The sequence below is a fragment of the Streptomyces sp. NPDC047515 genome, assembly GCF_040643055.1.
In the GTDB taxonomy this organism is placed as follows: Bacteria; Actinomycetota; Actinomycetes; order Streptomycetales; family Streptomycetaceae; genus Streptomyces.
In genome coordinates this window covers 23,167-39,580 of record NZ_JBEYTM010000067.1, presented here as the reverse complement: position 1 = coordinate 39,580, position 16,414 = coordinate 23,167, and the positions used below count along the sequence as shown (strand labels likewise).

The 16,414-nt window shown below is 68.9% G+C and carries 12 protein-coding genes and 1 pseudogene; 8 read left to right on the top strand and 5 right to left on the bottom strand.

What is annotated here, in order from left to right:
- Positions 1 to 258: 258 nt before the first annotated feature.
- Complete coding sequence (locus tag ABZ826_RS33985; RefSeq protein WP_361457234.1) at positions 259 to 1,254, bottom strand: hypothetical protein; 996 nt, start codon at positions 1,252 to 1,254, stop codon at positions 259 to 261.
- Between the two features lie 654 nt (positions 1,255 to 1,908).
- Here ABZ826_RS33985 and ABZ826_RS33980 point away from each other — a divergent pair.
- From ABZ826_RS33980 to ABZ826_RS33970, 3 genes are read left to right on the top strand one after another with little or no spacing between them, the layout of a single operon-like run.
- Positions 1,909 to 2,325, top strand: a complete 417-nt coding sequence (locus tag ABZ826_RS33980) for a hypothetical protein (protein ID WP_361457231.1) — start codon at positions 1,909 to 1,911, stop codon at positions 2,323 to 2,325.
- A complete protein-coding gene (locus ABZ826_RS33975; RefSeq protein ID WP_361457228.1) occupies positions 2,322 to 5,648 on the top strand; it encodes a caspase family protein in 3,327 nt (1,108 codons plus the stop codon). The genes ABZ826_RS33980 and ABZ826_RS33975 overlap by 4 nt, the downstream gene beginning before the upstream one ends.
- Positions 5,630 to 6,085, top strand: coding sequence for a hypothetical protein (locus ABZ826_RS33970; protein ID WP_361457225.1), 456 nt, complete (start codon positions 5,630 to 5,632; stop codon positions 6,083 to 6,085). Before ABZ826_RS33975 ends, ABZ826_RS33970 begins: the two co-directional genes overlap by 19 nt.
- Before the next feature lie 37 nt (positions 6,086 to 6,122).
- On the opposite strand, the gene ABZ826_RS33965 is transcribed toward ABZ826_RS33970, so the two are convergent.
- Both ABZ826_RS33965 and ABZ826_RS33960 read right to left on the bottom strand, forming a co-directional pair.
- On the bottom strand, positions 6,123 to 6,728 hold the full coding sequence (locus ABZ826_RS33965; protein WP_361457222.1) for a restriction endonuclease: 606 nt from the start codon (positions 6,726 to 6,728) through the stop codon (positions 6,123 to 6,125).
- 430 nt (positions 6,729 to 7,158) lie between these two features.
- Positions 7,159 to 7,578, bottom strand: a complete 420-nt coding sequence (locus tag ABZ826_RS33960; RefSeq protein ID WP_361457219.1) for a secondary thiamine-phosphate synthase enzyme YjbQ — start codon at positions 7,576 to 7,578, stop codon at positions 7,159 to 7,161.
- A 92-nt stretch (positions 7,579 to 7,670) separates the two neighbouring features.
- Between ABZ826_RS33960 and ABZ826_RS33955 the strand changes: the two genes are divergently transcribed.
- The 3 genes and pseudogenes from ABZ826_RS33955 (at position 7,671) to ABZ826_RS33945 (ending at position 9,361) form a co-directional block, all read left to right on the top strand.
- Positions 7,671 to 7,754 carry a putative leader peptide gene (locus ABZ826_RS33955; RefSeq protein ID WP_350692898.1) on the top strand — a complete coding sequence of 28 codons (84 nt, stop codon included), beginning with the start codon at positions 7,671 to 7,673 and terminating at the stop codon, positions 7,752 to 7,754.
- Positions 7,755 to 7,956: 202 nt separating this feature from the next.
- Positions 7,957 to 8,175: pseudogene (locus ABZ826_RS33950) on the top strand (ABC transporter permease); the annotation flags it as partial.
- Positions 8,176 to 8,239: 64 nt separating this feature from the next.
- A complete protein-coding gene (locus ABZ826_RS33945; protein ID WP_361457216.1) occupies positions 8,240 to 9,361 on the top strand; it encodes an NAD(P)-binding domain-containing protein in 1,122 nt (373 codons plus the stop codon).
- Positions 9,362 to 9,486: 125 nt separating this feature from the next.
- Here the strand turns inward: ABZ826_RS33945 and mltG are convergent, their stop codons facing one another.
- A complete protein-coding gene (mltG, locus tag ABZ826_RS33940; RefSeq protein ID WP_361457213.1) occupies positions 9,487 to 10,323 on the bottom strand; it encodes an endolytic transglycosylase MltG in 837 nt (278 codons plus the stop codon).
- 388 nt (positions 10,324 to 10,711) lie between these two features.
- Positions 10,712 to 12,517, bottom strand: coding sequence for an ABC transporter ATP-binding protein (locus ABZ826_RS33935; RefSeq protein WP_361457210.1), 1,806 nt, complete (start codon positions 12,515 to 12,517; stop codon positions 10,712 to 10,714).
- Between the two features lie 163 nt (positions 12,518 to 12,680).
- Between ABZ826_RS33935 and ABZ826_RS33930 the strand changes: the two genes are divergently transcribed.
- The gene (locus ABZ826_RS33930) at positions 12,681 to 13,124 is read left to right on the top strand and encodes a MarR family transcriptional regulator (RefSeq protein WP_361457207.1); all 444 of its coding nucleotides are present in this window, start codon (positions 12,681 to 12,683) and stop codon (positions 13,122 to 13,124) included.
- Between the two features lie 92 nt (positions 13,125 to 13,216).
- Complete coding sequence (locus ABZ826_RS33925; protein WP_361457204.1) at positions 13,217 to 16,168, top strand: FAD-binding and (Fe-S)-binding domain-containing protein; 2,952 nt, start codon at positions 13,217 to 13,219, stop codon at positions 16,166 to 16,168.
- The last annotated feature ends 246 nt before the right edge of the window (positions 16,169 to 16,414 follow it).

Sequence of the window (16,414 nt, the reverse complement as noted above, 5' to 3'; positions counted from 1 at the left end):
ACCCGGACCCTAGACAAGTCCCATCGTCGCAGGTCAGGAGCACTCTTCGCGTTTCCGATCACGCATCGGACACCCGGCCACGCGAAAGCCCGAGGTTAGGACAACCCCAGACTAACCGGTTGCTGCGCACACCAGGCCGGTGCTGTGGCCAGCCCCTCTTGGGATGGCCACAGCAGACGAAGCGCCAGTACGGCGCACAAAGGCCGGCCGTGGCTGGTCCGCCGCGCTGGCATCACGACATCCTTGCCGACCGCCCGATCAGGAGTCGTAGCGCTTGGTCGCCACCATCGTCGTCCCTGCGAGCACCACTCCCACTGGCGTCTCGGCCCACTCAGCAAGCAGCAACGGCTTCTCGTATACGGACTTCAGCAAGTAGGCGATCTCGCCGGCACTCGGTGCAGCCGGAAGAGCACAGCCGATCACCGGGCTACCGGTTGCACTGGTGTGGTCTCCGTACTCTTCGTCGGGATCGTCCGGCTCCCAGCGCCCGACCTCGATCTCCCACGAAGCGTCGTCATCGCCGGGTTCCGGCGCTTGGACCGTCAGGTAGAAGCCATCAGAGTCGTACGGCTCCGCGAAGAGCTGATAGCTGGGGTCGTCCAGCGCAGCCCACGTGCCGCCACCCTGAGAGTGCGCCGTGACCAGAACCCGGAGGTCGGCCACAGCCTTCTTCCGCTCCTCCGCGGTGAACCCTGCCTCGCGGCGATCGAGTTGCTCGCGCGTCTCGTCGCTCAGCGTGTCCATTCCGTCGTCATACTTCACAAAGGGATGGTCGAACTCCCAGTGGCGCTCGAGCTCCCGATCATCCTCCGAGGAAGTTCCCGAGAAGTCGTCGAGTGCTGCGCGCAACTCGTGCTCCTCTGCCTCCAGTTCGGAACGGATCGCTCTATTGACCGTGTCGGGCAGAGTGACCAAGGCACTTTCCAGATCGGCGAGCGCCTGGTGAAGCCGCAGGCAGACGTACTCGTACCACAGACTGTGGGCGCCGCTGAGGAGTTCGGCTCGAGCAGCGGCGTCGGTCAGCGCCGCAAGGTGCTCGCGCGGGTAGTAGTCCACACGCCGCTCGCGGCGGTCGTGAATGCTGACAGGGACTGTAGCGAAGGCGGAAATCCGATTGAGAGCGTCGACAATCGGAACCGCAAGGCCAGACTCGCCAAGACTCGTCACCGTCTTGGATACGACACCGTCCGGACCCTGAAAGGTCACCAGGATCTGAGTCTTCCCGCGGCTGGCGTGCTGAGAGTAAATGGTCATAGAAACGCCTTTCGCCTGTCCGGCAGACGACCGCCGGACAGGACGGATGCATAGGGAGAGTGAAAGGAGGTCGTGGCGAGGGCGCTTTCCGACGCTCCGTGCCTCAAGATGACTGGGGGTGGCCCAGGTACTGTCCCAGGCTCCATTCCTGCCCGCAGGCTAGACGGATGCCCTGCGCACCGCAAGCGAGTTGCCGCCCCTGCTCGGGCGGATCCCTCACCGAAAAGAACCGCAACGTACACCGCCGCGGGAAGCTGCTCCTGTCGTCGATGCACGCCGGCCGACTCCTCTGTGGCGGCACCCCCGACTTACCGGCCTCGTGAGACCCAGAGCTCGCCGCACAGCGCGGCTTCGGATCCGCCGTCCCTGTGCCTCACGGGCCCCGCAACCAGCCCTTCGAGCTGGCTCGCCGCGTCCTGTCGGACCTCGGCCTCTCCGATCCCCGACCACCGCAGTGCAGGGCGTAACCCGCGGCAGGTTCAGTGTGACTGTCCCGGCCGACCGAGAGCCGCCGTCGATATGCCTGGGCCATAAGAAGGCTGAGATGGCCGGATGCCGCCCTCTCCTTCACCTCGGACTGTCACTTGCAGGCGCCCTCGTGCCAAAGTCTCTGGACGGGCCATTTCAGCACGGAAACAGCGCAAGGAGCAGCACATGCGGGACGGGGGATCGCAGTGGACACTCGTCGTTCCCACAGGCGGTGACACACTCCGGCAGGAGCGTCTCACCCGGGATTTGCACGACACGCTGCACAGGGCAGACGGTCTCGTAGTCGGCTTCCATGACGCCGAAGAGGCCACTGAACCGGGTCGCAAGGGTACGGGCGTGGGCGAGGTGGCTCTCTGGGCCGCTACCACTGCCGCTGTCGCCCGCCCCGCATCCCAGGTCCTGATCTCCCTGATCAAGGAGTGGTGCGCCAAGGAGCGGCACCGCAAGGTCGTGGTCACCATCGCGGGCGACTCCATCGAGATCACCGGACGCCCGGACGCCGCACAGGAGCGCATGGCCCGCGAGTTCCAGGACCGGGTCTCCGGCAACGACGGCCCCGGGCCGGATGACGGCATGGCATGACCCGCCTTCACAAGCGCCGGGCTCTTCTGATCGGCAGCGAGCACTACGACGACGGCCGCTTCCCGCCGCTGGCATCCGTACGAGCCGACGTATGGGGACTCGCTCAGGTCCTGAAACACCGCAACATCGGCAACTTCGTCTCCGTCCAGACCGAATCCGATCTCACCGCCGACGACATGCGGGCAGCCATCGGCGAGTTTCTTCAGGATCGCGACGAGGACGAGCTCGCGCTCGTGTACGTCTCCGGGCACGGCGTGCGGACAGTACGTGACGGCGGTGAGTTCCACTTCGTCGCCAAGGACACCGACTACGACAGAGCGGCCGCGACCGGTGTCAGCGCCGGATTCCTCAATGATTCACTGGAAGAGTGCGTCGCCCCGCAGAAGATCGTGATGATCGACTGCTGTCGCAGCGGCGGATTCGCCATGGGTCTGCGTACTTCGGACCGACGGCCTGACAGCTCCGTGGCGAAATCCGGCGAGCGGCCCCCGCTGACCAGCAGGGGCGTGTACGTCCTGTCGTCCTCGCGGGCCGGGGAGGACTCGTTCGCGGACGCGGGCAGCGGCGATGACGTGAAGCCGTCGGCGTTCACCGGCGAGGTGATCGAGGCGCTGCGCACGGGGAAGGTCAGCAAGGACGGCGGCAGGGAAGTACAGGTCAGCGACCTGTTCCACTACGTCAACCGGCGTATGCGTGCCCAGGACGGCGGCCGTCAGGTGCCGGTGCAGTCCACGCTCGGCGTCGACGACCGCATCGTCATCGCGGACAGTCCGTTCGGCCGCGCCCCCATCCTCGATCCCCTGAGTCCACGACCCCGCCCCGGCTCTGAGGAGCCGACACAACCGCATGCCCCGAAGTCCGCCCATGCGCAGCCCGCCTGGGCCGGCCTGCTGGACTACTACCGCGAGTGCGTGCTGGCCGAGAGCGCCGAGACGCCTCTGATGGAGGTGGGCCACCAGAAGTCGTCGTACGTGTGCCTGAACGGCGCGGAGAGGTTCATCTCCGGCGAGGTCGACGAAGACGGTTGCGTCGCGCTCCCCGAGGAAGCGGCCTCGCTGGTGGACTCGGCGGCCGAGGAGGATGCCGAGCTCTGGGCGGGCTACCCGGCCGTGGTCCTCACCGGGCCTCGCTCCGGGCGCCCCTGGCGGCAGCCGAAGTTCGCGCCCCTGCTGGTACGCCGCGTCGAGATCGTCCAAGGCGAGGGCGAGGTACGGCTGAAGCCGTACGGCCCGGTCCAGCCGCATCCTCAGCTGGCTCTCGACTGGCTGGGCGAGGACGAGGCCACCCAGCTGATCGACACGTTCCAGCCGTCCTGGCATCGCGGGCAGCACGACCGTATGGCGGTGGAGGTGCGCAACCTTCTCACGCAGGAGTTCGAGCTGCCGTGCGTACAGGAACTCCGTCCGGACCAGCTCGCCGACCGTATCGACGTCCGCACGCCCGGCCACGGAGCCCGCAACACCGCGGTCCTCTTCGCGGCGCGCCCCGAGACGGGCTTCACCAAGCGCCTGCTGAACGACTTCGCCGACATCGCCAAGCGGACGGACCAGATCGAGAAGACCGCCCTCGGGGCCCTCGCGCCCGACGCCTCGCAGCGTGCCCGAGCCCTCGCCCACGCGGAACTCGAGCCGGCGCGCCTCGTGACACCGCTGCCGTGCAACGAGGCGCAGGCCGCGGTGCTCCGGTCCGCCATGACCCGCCGCCTCACCGTGGCCACCGGCCCGCCCGGCACCGGAAAGAGCCAGTTGGTCGCCAATCTCGTGGCCACCGCGGTCTGCGCCGGCCAGACCGTACTGGTCGCGTCCACCAACAACGAGGCCGTGGACGAGGTCTGGCGCCGCTGCAACGAGCTGGTGCCCGGCAGCGTCGTACGCACTGGTTCAGCGCGGAAGAACGCCAAGAGCAACGCCGAGCACGAGACCGCCGCGCTGCACGCACTGCGCACCGGCCCAGAGCCCTCGTCCACCGTGGGTACGGCGTCCATGGAGGCCACACTGGCTGCCGACCGTCTGGGAGAAGTACGGCAGGGCCTTGCACACATCGCGGAGACCGAGCTGCGGCTTCGCCGGGCAGGTGAGAGCCGCGACCATCATGCGGGACAGCTCGGTATCTCCGCCGCCGAGCTCCAGGGCCTGCTTGGCGATCTGCCCCGGCCCAGGGAGCTGGAGGACAAGGCATGCCGCCTCTCTCGCGCACGGTTCTTCGGGTCGTGGCGCCGGGTCCGTTTCCTGCGCGGGGCTGGTCTGGGGGCGTACGACGGCGATTCCGTCGCGAGCTGCCTCGCGCTCGCCGGCTTCGCCGCGGCCGAGGCGGAATGGCGTGACGGGCGCGAGCACGCGGCTTCCGTGGACGACACAGCGCTCGCGCGCGCACTGCGCGATGCCGAGAACAGCGTTCAGGACGCTTCACGCACACTCCTCACCACCACGGTCCAAGCTGCCGCCTGGGCCGGACGCCGTCGCATTCTCGATCTGCTGGCCGCTCAGGACGGCAGTCGCAGCGACTGGCCGCAGATGCGGAGGGTTCTAGGCCGCCCAGACGGCCAGACAGATACGCCCGCAGTGGCCGGATGGGCCGTCACCAGCCTCTCCGCCCGGCGTTTCCCTCTGGGCCCGGCCCTGTTCGATCTCGTCATCATCGACGAGGCCAGCCAGTGCGCGATCCCGCACGTCCTACCGCTGCTCTTCCGCGCGCGGCGCGCCCTCGTCATCGGCGACCCCATGCAACTCACGCACATCACGGAGACCAGCCCGCACCGCGAGGCTCTCATCCGGCGTGGGAACGGGCTGCGGTCCGACTGGCTGGAGAAACACCGCCTTGCCTACCGACGCCACTCCGCCTTCCACGCCGCCGAACGCTCCGCGGGCGGCACGTTGCTTCTCGACGAGCTTTTCCGCTGCCACCCGCACATCGCCGCGATCTCCAACGACCTCTTCTACGACGGCGGACTGACCGTCCTCACCGACACCCGCGGCCGCCCAGCCCTGGCGCGTCCCGCCGTCATCTGGACAGACGTACCCGGACGGGCCGCCCGCCCCCGGTTCGGTGGCTCCTGGGTCAACGAGGACGAGATTCGAAAAGCGCACGACAGCGTCAACTACCTGCTGGGACAACTGCCGCCCGAGACCACCCTCGGCGTCGTCACGCCCTTCACGGCGCAGGCCGAAGCACTGCGGAAGCGTTTGAGACCATACGACGAGGAGCGTCTGCGTATCGGTACGGTGCACACCTTCCAGGGCGGTGAACGCGATGTCATGGTGTTCTCCCTCGTCGCTGGCGAAGGCATGCACCCTGGTGCCGTCGAGTGGTCGGCGGGCAACTGAACCTCTGGAACGTCGCCGTCACCCGGGCACGCAGTCACCTCATCGTGGTGGGGGACAAAGAGCGCTGGCGGAAGCGGGGAGGCGTGGCCGCCGCGCTGCTGGAGGCTGCGGAGCGCGACGGCGCGCACTCGCGTGACGGCGGCGAAGACGTGCTGCTCAAACGCCTGTACCAGGTCCTCTCCCGCCAGCCGGGAGCCACCGTCACGCTGGGCGAGAACGTTCACGGGCATCCGGCGGACGCTCTGGTGCGCGGCTTCGGCAGCACCGCACCCAAGGCCGTACTGCTCGACCGAGGAGTGGAAGAGGGCACCGACGCGGCACGCCACCTGCGGCTCATGCTGCACCGCCGGAACCTGCTGGGCAGTGGCGACGGCGAAGTCGAAGCCGCTCGTTGGCCGGCCTGGAGGCTGTACGACACCAGTGAGCAGCGGGGGTGAGTCTCCGGCCCCGCACCCTGGCCCCCGGCGGGGGCGCTCACTCTCCGTACGCCTGCCTCCAGCGCGTCCGGTGCCGAGTGTCCCCCTGTCCGCCACCGTTCACCTCGCCGAGCGACAGCAGAGAGGCTCCGCTGTTCCACAGTCCGAGGTGGTCACGGTGTACGGCGAGGATGCCGTGCTGTATCGCGAACCCTTCGGAAGGCCGGCTGAACCGCGTGGTCGTCACGAACACGGCCAGGTCGGCCCCGAAGTGCACCTTGGCCCCCAGCAGGTCACGCATTTCACGGCTCGCGATCGTCCTGGTCGGCGCGTAGCGCTTGCACTGGATCACCATGGTCCGGCCGTCTGGGAGACGGCCGACGACGTCAGCGCCGTTGTCATTCGCGCCGCCGACGCGACGTACGTCGGTGCACCCGTCCCTCCGGCACAGGGCCGCGACCTGCTCCTCGAACTCCGTACCCGTCATCGCGTCCATCTCGGCGAGTGTCCGTAGCCCGTACTCGACCCTGTCAGCCTGCCGCCACAGGTGGTCCCGTTCGCGAACCTCCCGGTCCGTGCGCCAGAGCCACCAGGCGGCCACACCCGTGCCGCCCAGCACTAACGCGCCGACGAGATAGGGCCAGACCGCAGACCAGAACACCATCAGGAGGATGATCGCAGCGGCCCCGCCCACAGTCACTCGCTTGAGCCGGGCCGCCCTCCGCCTCCGTGCAGCCGCACCTCGTCTCCGCCGAGCCGCCATGCATGCCTCCCCTCCCCCTCGCTCCCGTCCAGCAGTCTGGTCAACAAGGCGCATCACGAGTAGGGCTCGAAGTCGGCCAGTGGCCGGTTCCGGCCACCACGTATCTCGCGGACCTGGCCGTCCCGGACTTCATGTCTCACGAGAGTCTGACAGGGAGGGCATGGCCAGCAGACTCGTCGCTCGTTCCTCAGCCAGCATCGACTCGTGCAGACGGGGTCAGGCGCCCAGCCCCCGTCCGGACCTACAGCCGACGCCAGGCGGTGCCCCCGAACAGCGCACGACTCAGTTGGCGCGGCGGACTACCCCTCTGCAGTGCCACCGAAGCGACGCGCTATCCGTAGAAGCTCAACCGGACGTTGCGGTTGGTATTGCTGGTGTTTGTATCGACCAGGCACACCGACTGCCAGGTCCCCAGTTCCAGCCGGCCCCCGATCACCGGCAGTGTCGCGTGCGGTGGCACGAGGGCGGGGAGTACGTGGTCGCGGCCGTGACCGGGGGTGCCGTGGCGGTGCTGCCAGCGCTCGTCGGCGGGGAGCAGGGTGTGGAGGGTGGCCAGCAGGTCGTCGTCGCTGCCCGATCCGGTTTCGATGATGGCGATGCCGGCGGTTGCGTGCGGTACGAAGACATTGAGCAGGCCGTCCCTGGCGGCGGTCCGGGCGAGGAACTGCTCGCAGTCGCGCGTGAGGTCGATGACGGTCTCGCTCGCTCCGGTGGTGATGTGCAGGACGCTGGTCGTGAAGGCGTGGGGCATGGGTCCATCCTCTCGCTCGTGCCGCGAGATCGCGCGTCCACGTGCCGAGACACCATTGACCGTTTCAGTCATGGATCGCTACGTTCGGCGCCATGTTCCGTTCAGCTCTGCTCACTTCGCGCGGTCATATCGACCTGCTGCGGGTGGCCTCCGCCGCTTGTCGTCGCGGCTGCTGACACTCCTTCAGCGCATTCTCCTTCGGTGACCGGCCGCGCCGGCCGCCCGCTCCCGCCGCCGCACGCGCTCGTTCGCATGCGCCGCGGCCCGAGAGCACCGCCGACCGCGATCCGTAGCCGCCGTGCCGTGATCACGGCAGCGGTTGACGTACGCGTGCGGCCGAGTGCGCCTCCTCCTCCATGGACTGCTCATGGAGCCCCCATGACCATCGGCCCCGCACTCGCCCCACCGGATATTTCATTGGAATCCGAGAAACAACCTGTTTTATCCGCTCGTCGGTCGCTGGACCTGGAGCCGATCGTTCCGGCTGCCGCCCGGGGTGTACGCCTCCGCGCCGTACCCCGTTGGATACGGCGCGCCATGGGGCCGCTGCTGCTTCTCATGCTGTGGCAGGCGCTGAGCGCCGCCGGAGCCCTGCATCGTGGCCGCTCTCGGGAAGATCCTCACCCCCGGACAAGTTAGTAGAAGCGTGAACAACTTCGGGGTGGCCTCAGCACACACGGTCGATGTCGTCGTGGTGGGCGCCGGACAGGCAGGACTGTCCGGCGCCTACCATCTGCGGCGCGTCGGGCTGGAACCCGACCGCGACTTCGTGGTGCTCGATCACGCTCCGCGCCCCGGCGGCGCCTGGCAGTTCCGCTGGCCCTCACTGACCTACGGCAAGGTCCACGGCATGCACGCCCTGCCCGGCATGGAGCTCACCGGAGCCGATGACAGCCGGCCCTCGTCCGAGGTGATCGGCGAGTACTTCGACGCCTATGAGCGCACCTTCGACCTGCGGGTTCACCGGCCGGTCGAGGTGAGCGCGGTGCGTGAGGGCGACGAGGGGCGGCTGCTCGTCGAGACGTCCGAGGGTACGTATGCCACGCGCGCCCTCATCAACGCCACCGGCACCTGGGACCGGCCGTTCTGGCCGCGCTACCCGGGCCAGGAGACCTTCCGGGGGCGGCAGTTGCACACCGCGAACTACCCGGGGCCCGATGGGTTCGCGGGGCAGCGCGTGGTGGTGGTCGGTGGCGGAGCCTCCGGTACGCAGCATCTGATGGAGATCGCCGAAGTGGCGGCGGAGACGTACTGGGTGACGCGTCGGCCGCCGGTGTTCCGGGACGGGCCGTTCGGCGCGGACCAGGGGCGGGCCGCCGTGGCGATGGTGGAGGAGCGAGTACGGCGCGGGCTGCCACCGCAGAGCGTGGTGAGCGTGACGGGGCTGCCGCTCACCGACGCGGTGCGTCGCGCCCGCGAGAACGGGGTGCTGGACAGGCTGCCGATGTTCGACCGGATCACGCCGACCGGAGTCGTCTGGGACGACGGCCGCACGGTCGAGGCCGATGTCATCCTCTGGGCGACCGGATTCCGGGCCGCCATCGATCACCTCGCGCCGTTGAAGCTGCGTGAGCCGGGCGGCGGCATCCGGGTCGAGGGCACGCGGGCGGCGCGGGACGAACGGATCCACCTCGTCGGGTACGGGCCTTCCGCCAGCACGATCGGCGCCAACCGGGCGGGGCGGGCAGCGGTGCGTGCGATCACCCGGCTGCTGGACGAGCCGGACATGGAGACGGGAACGGGGAGCGGGGCGCACGCGGAGTTCTCCCCCGCCGTGGTGTAACGGCACGGGTGCCGAACGCACCGACATGACGGCGCGGATGCCGACCGGAGCCGGGCGACAGCAGCGGGTATCGACGGCCCAGGTGCTCAGACACCGAGATGCTCGGCGCTCAGGTGCTCCGGTGCTCAGCCGCTGGACGCGCTGAGGCGGTTGCGGTTGAACTGCTCCACGTTCTTCTGCTGTTCCGCGTAGCTGCTGGTGAAGCGCGTGTCTCCCGGCGCGACCGTGACGAAGTACAGCCATGGTCCGGGTGTGGGGGTGATCGCCGCCGTCGTCGCCTGCTCCCCCGGGTTCCCGATGGGTGTGGGCGGCAGCCCCTTGCGCTCATAGCTGTTGTACGGGCTGTCGATCTTCGTGTCGCCGGTGGTGGTGTCAAGGGAGCTGCGGTTCAGGGCGTAGTTGAGTGTGGAGTCCATCTGGAGCGGCATGCCCCGATCGAGCCGGTTGTAGATGACTCTGGCGACCTTGCCCATGTCATGTTCGGTGTCCGCTTCGGCCTGCACGATGCTGGCGATCGTCACCGTCCGGTAGACGGAGACGCCATTGCGTCGCGCGCCGGTGGTGATGTGGTCGGCGCCGAATCGCTCGACGGCCGTGTCGACCATGTACCTGAGCAGGCCCTGCGGGGTGGTGCGGGAGGTGACGGGATAGGTCGCCGGGAAGAGGTAGCCCTCGGGATTGCCGTTCGCCTCGGCCGGGAGCGGCAGATCTGCCGCTGCGGCGGCCTTCTCCGTGGTGCCGGACGCGACGGACAGGGCCCGGTCGACCGCGGCGTACACCTGGGACGCCCGCCGGCCTTCGGGGATCACGAGTGGGCGGGCCTGCTCTACCTTCGGCCCCCACATCAGCAACGGCACAAGGATCGCTGCCGCCACGACGAGAACGAGGACAGCGCCGATCAACAGCGTCAGGCGCCCGCGGTGCGTGTGGTGGGGCGGAATGTCCGGGGACTCGGTCACCATCCGGGCACGCTATCCCGCCGCCCGGAATCCGGAACCGGCCGACACGGACCCCGCCACCCATGACAGAACACACGAACAAGGGATCGGATGTTCGCTGGAACGCGTGATCGTTTCGGTATTCGTTGCTCAACTCCCCTGCGGAAGATGATGATTACGGGGCGCAAGCGACGGGCTGCAGACCGCGACTGTGCTGTCCCACAGATGCACCACGTACAAGGAGAAACACCGGATGAACCTCATCACCAACCTGCTCGCCGGCATCGTCCACTTCGTGGGTTGGCTCGTCTGACCATTGCTCCGCACGATGCCGTCGCTCCCTGTCCCACGGGAGCGGCGGCGTCGCCGCGTGTACGGCCTCGGCTTGCCGGGGTGGGTCCGAGCCCGCCGATCAGCTTGCCGCGGGAGCCAGTTGGGTGTCCCGCCGCACCAGGGCGGCGTAGCGGCCGTCCTGCCGAAGGAGTTCGTCGTGGCTGCCCCGCTCCGCTGTCCGGCCGCCGTCCAGCACGATGATCTGTTCGGCGTCGCGGACGGTGGAGAGCCTGTGCGCGATGGTGATGGTGGTACGCCCTGCGGAGAGGGCGTCGATCGCTTCCTGCACGGCGAACTCCGTGCGGGTATCGAGGGCGCTCGTCGCCTCGTCGAGCACCAGGACGGGAGGGTCGCGCAGGATCGTACGGGCGATGGCGAGACGCTGCTTCTCACCTCCGGAAAAGCGGTAGCCGCGTTCACCGACCAGGGTGTCGTAGCCGTCGGGCAGTGAGGCGATGTGGTCGTGGATCTGCGCCGCACGGGCGGCCGCCTCGATCTCGGCGTCGGTCGCATCGGGTTTGGCGAAGCGCAGATTGTCGGCGACCGAGGCGTGGAAGAGGTAGGTCTCCTGGGAGACCACGCCCACGGCCCGCGCCAGGGTGTCGAAGTCGAGGTCGCGTACGTCGACACCGTCGAGCGTGACCCGGCCGCCGGTGACGTCGTAGAGCCTGGGAACCAAGTAGCTGAGCGTGGATTTTCCGGAACCGGTGGGCCCGACGACCGCCAGGCTGCCGCCGGCCGGCACGGTCACATCGATGCCGCTGAGCGTCGGGCCGCTCTTCTCGTCGTAACTGAAGTCGACGTCCTCGAAGCGGACCTCACCGCGGATCCTTTCCAGCCGGACGGGATTCTCCGGCTCGGTGATGTCCACATCGAGGTCGAGGTACTCGAAGATCCGCTGGAAGAGCGCGAGGGACGTCTGCATCTGCACGCCGGTGGAGAGCAGGCTCACGGCGGGGCGGAAGAGACCCTGCTGGAGCGAGACGAAGGCGACAAGTGTGCCGATGGAGACGGCGGGACCACCGGACTGCAGGGCGAGGCCCGCCGCCCAGTAGATGACGGCGGGCATGGCGGCCATGACGATGCCGATCGTCGACATCCGCCACCGCCCGGCCATGCTGGAGCGCACTTCGAGGTCGACCAGCTTCTCGGACTCCTCGGCAAAGCCCTTGGTGAGGGAATCCGCCCGGCCCATGGTCCGGCCCAGCAAGATGCCGCTGACGGAGAGCGATTCGGTGACCGTGGCCGCCATGGCGGCCATCTGCTTCTGGCGCTGCGTGGTGATCTTCTTGCGCTCGCGGCCGACCCGGCGGCTGATCCAGACGAAGACCGGCAGCAGGAGCAACGAGACCAGGGTGAGCCGCCAGTCGAGCGCCAGCATGGCGACGACCGTGGCGACGACCGCGGTGAGATTGGAGACCAGCGACGTCGCCGTGGACGTGACGGTCGCCTGCATGCCGCCGATGTCATTGGCGATGCGGGACTGCACCTCGCCGGTGCGGGTCCTGGTGAAGAAGGCCAGCGGCATCCGTTGCAGCTGGGCGTAGACCGCGGTGCGCAGATCATGCATGACGCGCTGGCCGACCGTGGTGGAGATCAGGGTCTGCAGGACGCCGAAGACGCTGTTCATCACGGCGGTGAGGATCATGCCGAGGGCGAGCAGCGACAACAGTCCCGTACGCCCCTGCGGAATGGCGGTGTCCAGGATCTCGCGCAGCAGGAACGGCGAGGCGACCGACACCAGCGACGAGGCGCCGACGAGCAGCCCGACCAGGGCGAGCCGGCCCCGGTAGGGACGGAAGAGACGCAGGATGCGGCGCAGCTCGGCCGGCGGGCGGCTCTCGTCCCGGGGCGGCGGTGTCCAGGTGATTTCGTCGGGTTTCATGGGCTCCTTCGTCGGGCTCGACAGCTCGGCAACAGCGCGGTCTCAAAGCCGGGTGATCGGATCCCGCGACTCGGATCCACGACACGGAGGCGACTCGGATTTTGAGAGCATAGCTCATTGTTACCTATACTCACAATGCACAAGATCCTGATATCGTTCCCCTATGGACTCCTCCGACGCCGAGGGCGTGCTCGCCGAGCAGCTGCTGCGAGTGACCCGAAGGCTCCAGCGGATTCAGAGCCGCCAGCTGGAGCCGATCGGTATCACTCCCGCGCAATTCCGGCTGCTCCGCATCGTCGCCCACTACGACGGTCCGCCCCGGATGGCGGATCTCGCACAGCGCCTGGACGTCGTCCCGCGCGCCGTGACCAGCCTGGTCGACGGCCTGGAGGCAAGCGGACGGGTCCGCCGCGCCCCCGATCCGGACAGCCGCCGGGTGGTCCGGATCGAGATCACCGAGGAGGGCCTCGCCACGCTCCGGTCACTGCGCGACGCGCGCCGGGCCGCCGCAGAGGAGATCCTGACCCCATTGACCGCCGATCAGCGCGAGGTGCTCGGCGGGCTGTTGTCCGCCCTGGTCGACGGGATGCCGGAGCGCCGCTGCTGAACCCGCGTCCGCGCGCACCCGAGGGATGCCGCGCGTGCCGCCGCCGTACCGAACCGAACAGCGCAGAACAGAACCGCCGAGGAGAGCCCGACATGCCACTGCTGGAGCCGAAGCCGGCAGCACTCCGCCCCGGTGCGGTGCGTACTCCGTCCCCGGACCGGGTCCCCGACCGAAAGGCTCCGGGTACGCCGGAACCGCTGCGCGGCGAGCTGATCGACCTGCTGGGGCCTGAGAAGGTGCTGTGGAAGATCTCCGACCTGGTGAAATACGCCTCCGACGCCAGCCCCTACCGGTTCGTCCCCCAGGTCGTCGTGGTCCCGGAGGACATCGACGACATCTCGGCGATCCTGTCGTACGCGCACGGCAGAGGACGCGAGGTCGTCTTCCGGGCGGCCGGCACCAGCCTGAACGGCCAGGCCCAGGGTGAGGACATCCTCGTCGACGTACGCCACCACTGGGCGGGCATCGAGGTCCTGGACGACGGCGCGCGGGCCCGCATCCGGCCGGGGACGACGGTCGTGCGGGCCAACGCCGCCCTCGCCCGGCACGGACGGCTGCTGGGGCCCGACCCGGCCAGCGCGATCGCCTGCACGATCGGCGGAGTCGTCGCCAACAACGCCTCCGGAATGACCGCGGGAACGACCCGCAATTCGTACCGAACCGTCTCCTCCCTCACCTTCGTACTGCCGAGCGGCACGGTCGTCGACACGGCCGACCCCGCGGCGGACGAGGACCTGGCCCGTGCCGAACCGCGGCTGTGCAAGGAATTGCTGGCGCTGAAGGCGGAGATCGAGGCCGATGCCGGGCTCACCGCCCGGATCCGCGCCAAGTACGAGATCAAGAACACCAACGGCTACCGGCTCGACGCCTTCCTGGACGGCTCGACGCCCGTGCAGATCCTGCGCGGTCTGATGGTCGGCTCCGAGGGCACCTTCGGCTTCATCTCCGAAGTCGTGTTCGACACCCTGCCCCTGGACCGCCGGGTCTCCACCGCCCTGCTCTTCTTCCCCTCCCTCACCGCGGCGGCGGCCGCTGTGCCCCGGTTCAACGAGGCGGGGGCGATCGCCGTCGAAGTGATGGACGGCAATACGCTGCGCGCGTCGGTCAGCGTCCAGGGCGTGCCGGCGGACTGGGCCGGGCTGCCCAAGGAGACCGCGGCGCTGCTGGTGGAGTTCCGCGCTCCTGACGAGGCGGGGCAGGAGGCGTACGAGCGGGCGGCGGCAGCCGTGGTCGAAGGACTCGACCTGGTCGCCCCCGTGGCCTCGGTGACCAATGGATTCACCCGCGACGCCAAGGTCATCTCGGGCTACTGGAAGGCCCGCAAGGCGTTCGTCACCGCGGTGGGCGGCTCCCGGCCCTCGGGCACGACGCTGATCACGGAGGACTTCGCGGTGCCGCCCTCCCGGCTGGCCGACGCCTGCGAGGCCCTGCTCGCGCTCCAGGCGGAGCACGGCTTCGACGCCGCCGTGGCCGGTCACGCGGCGCACGGCAATCTCCACTTCCTGCTCGCCTTCGACGCGGCGAAGCCGTCCGACGTCGACCGCTACGCCGCGTTCATGGACGACTTCTGCCGGCTGACGGTGGAACGCTTCGACGGCTCCTTGAAGGCGGAGCACGCCACCGGCCGCAATATCGCCCCCTTCCTGGAGCTGGAGTGGGGCCCGAAGGCGACCGAGCTGATGTGGCGCACGAAGCAGATCATCGACCCCGACAGGGTTCTGGCACCCCGGATCGTCCTCGACCGCGACCCGAAGGCCCATCTGCGGGGGCTGAAGACCATCCCCGAGGTCGAGCTGATCGCCGACCCCTGCATCGAGTGCGGCTTCTGCGAGCCCACCTGCCCCAGCCATGACCTCACCACCTCACCGCGCCAGCGGATCGTGCTGCGCCGGGAGATGATGCGACAGCCCGGCGGTTCACCGGTGGAGGAGCGGCTGCTGGACGCGTACGGCTACGACGCCGTCGACACCTGTGCGGGCGACTCGACGTGCAAGCTCGCCTGTCCGGTCGGCATCGACACCGGCGCCATGATGAAGGACTTCCGTCACCAGCGGCACTCACCGCGCGAGGAGCGGATCGCGGCACTCACCGCGAAGAACTTCAAGGCGGTCGAGACGGCGGCACGGCTCGCCGTCGCCGCGGCCGGCCGGATCGGCGACCGGATCGGCGACGGACCGCTGGAGACCATCACCGGGCTGGCCCGTAAGGCCGTACGCCCGGACCTCGTGCCCGAATGGCTGCCCGAGATCCCCGGCGCCGCCGCGCGGAAGCTGCCCCGCACCTCCCGCGTCGGGGCGAGCGCCGTCTACTACCCGGCGTGTGTCAACCGCATCTTCGGCGGTCCCGAGGGCCATCGCGGCCCGTCGCTGCCACAGGCCGTCGTCGCCGTCTCCGCCCGTGCCGGAAAGCCGGTATGGATCCCGGACGACGTCGCGGGGACCTGCTGCGCGACGATCTGGCACTCCAAGGGCTACGACGAGGGCAACACCGTGATGGCCAACCGCATCGTGGAGGCGGCCTGGGGCTGGACGGCGGGCGGAAAGCTGCCGCTGGTCGTCGACGCCTCGTCGTGCACACTGGGCATTGCCCAAGAGGTGGTGCCGTATCTCACCGACGACAACCGCGAGTTGCACCGGGAGCTGACCATCGTCGACTCCCTCGTCTGGGCGGCCGACGAGCTGCTTCCCGAGCTGACAGTGCTCCGCAAAATCGATTCGGCGGTCCTGCACCCGACGTGTTCCATGCAGCATCTGGACGACGTGGAGCAGCTGCGCACCGTCGCGGAGGCCTGCGCCGAGGAGGTCGTGATCCCTGACGACGCCGGGTGCTGCGCCTTCGCGGGCGACCGGGGCATGCTCCACAAGGAACTGACGGCCTCCGCGACGGCAAAGGAGGCGGCCGAGGTCAATACGCGGAAGTACGACGCGTATCTCTCGGCCAACCGCATGTGCGAGATCGGTATGGACCGGGCCACCGGGCACTCGTACTACTCGGTGCTGATGGAGCTGGAGCGGGCCACGCGGCCGGGGGCCGTCGTGCGGTGATCACCGCGGCTGTCCGGTTGACCGGCTCGTCCGCGGTCGGCCGCCGGTCCTGACCCAGGGTCTTCCGTTCGGACCGTGCCGGGCTCGCGTGCTGTGGCCTGATCCGCACGAATGTCCCTGGCCCGCGATCGCCGGGTGGGCTCGGATTCCGAGCCCACCCGGCGATCGTGTGTTCACGAAAGTCCATGGTTTCGGAGCAGGAGTCCAATCCCTCCCCTTGCGCATCAGCGGCCTCGACTACCAAGG

Coding starts and splice junctions, on each gene's coding strand:
- ABZ826_RS33985 (WP_361457234.1), bottom strand. CDS start 1,254: ATGACCATTTACTCTCAGCACGCCAGCCGCGGGAAGACTCAGATCCTG.
- ABZ826_RS33980 (WP_361457231.1), top strand. CDS start 1,909: ATGCGGGACGGGGGATCGCAGTGGACACTCGTCGTTCCCACAGGCGGT.
- ABZ826_RS33975 (WP_361457228.1), top strand. CDS start 2,322: ATGACCCGCCTTCACAAGCGCCGGGCTCTTCTGATCGGCAGCGAGCAC.
- ABZ826_RS33965 (WP_361457222.1), bottom strand. CDS start 6,728: ATGGTGTTCTGGTCTGCGGTCTGGCCCTATCTCGTCGGCGCGTTAGTG.
- ABZ826_RS33960 (WP_361457219.1), bottom strand. CDS start 7,578: ATGCCCCACGCCTTCACGACCAGCGTCCTGCACATCACCACCGGAGCG.
- ABZ826_RS33955 (WP_350692898.1), top strand. CDS start 7,671: ATGTTCCGTTCAGCTCTGCTCACTTCGCGCGGTCATATCGACCTGCTG.
- mltG (WP_361457213.1), bottom strand. CDS start 10,323: ATGGTGACCGAGTCCCCGGACATTCCGCCCCACCACACGCACCGCGGG.
- ABZ826_RS33935 (WP_361457210.1), bottom strand. CDS start 12,517: ATGAAACCCGACGAAATCACCTGGACACCGCCGCCCCGGGACGAGAGC.
- ABZ826_RS33930 (WP_361457207.1), top strand. CDS start 12,681: ATGGACTCCTCCGACGCCGAGGGCGTGCTCGCCGAGCAGCTGCTGCGA.
- ABZ826_RS33925 (WP_361457204.1), top strand. CDS start 13,217: ATGCCACTGCTGGAGCCGAAGCCGGCAGCACTCCGCCCCGGTGCGGTG.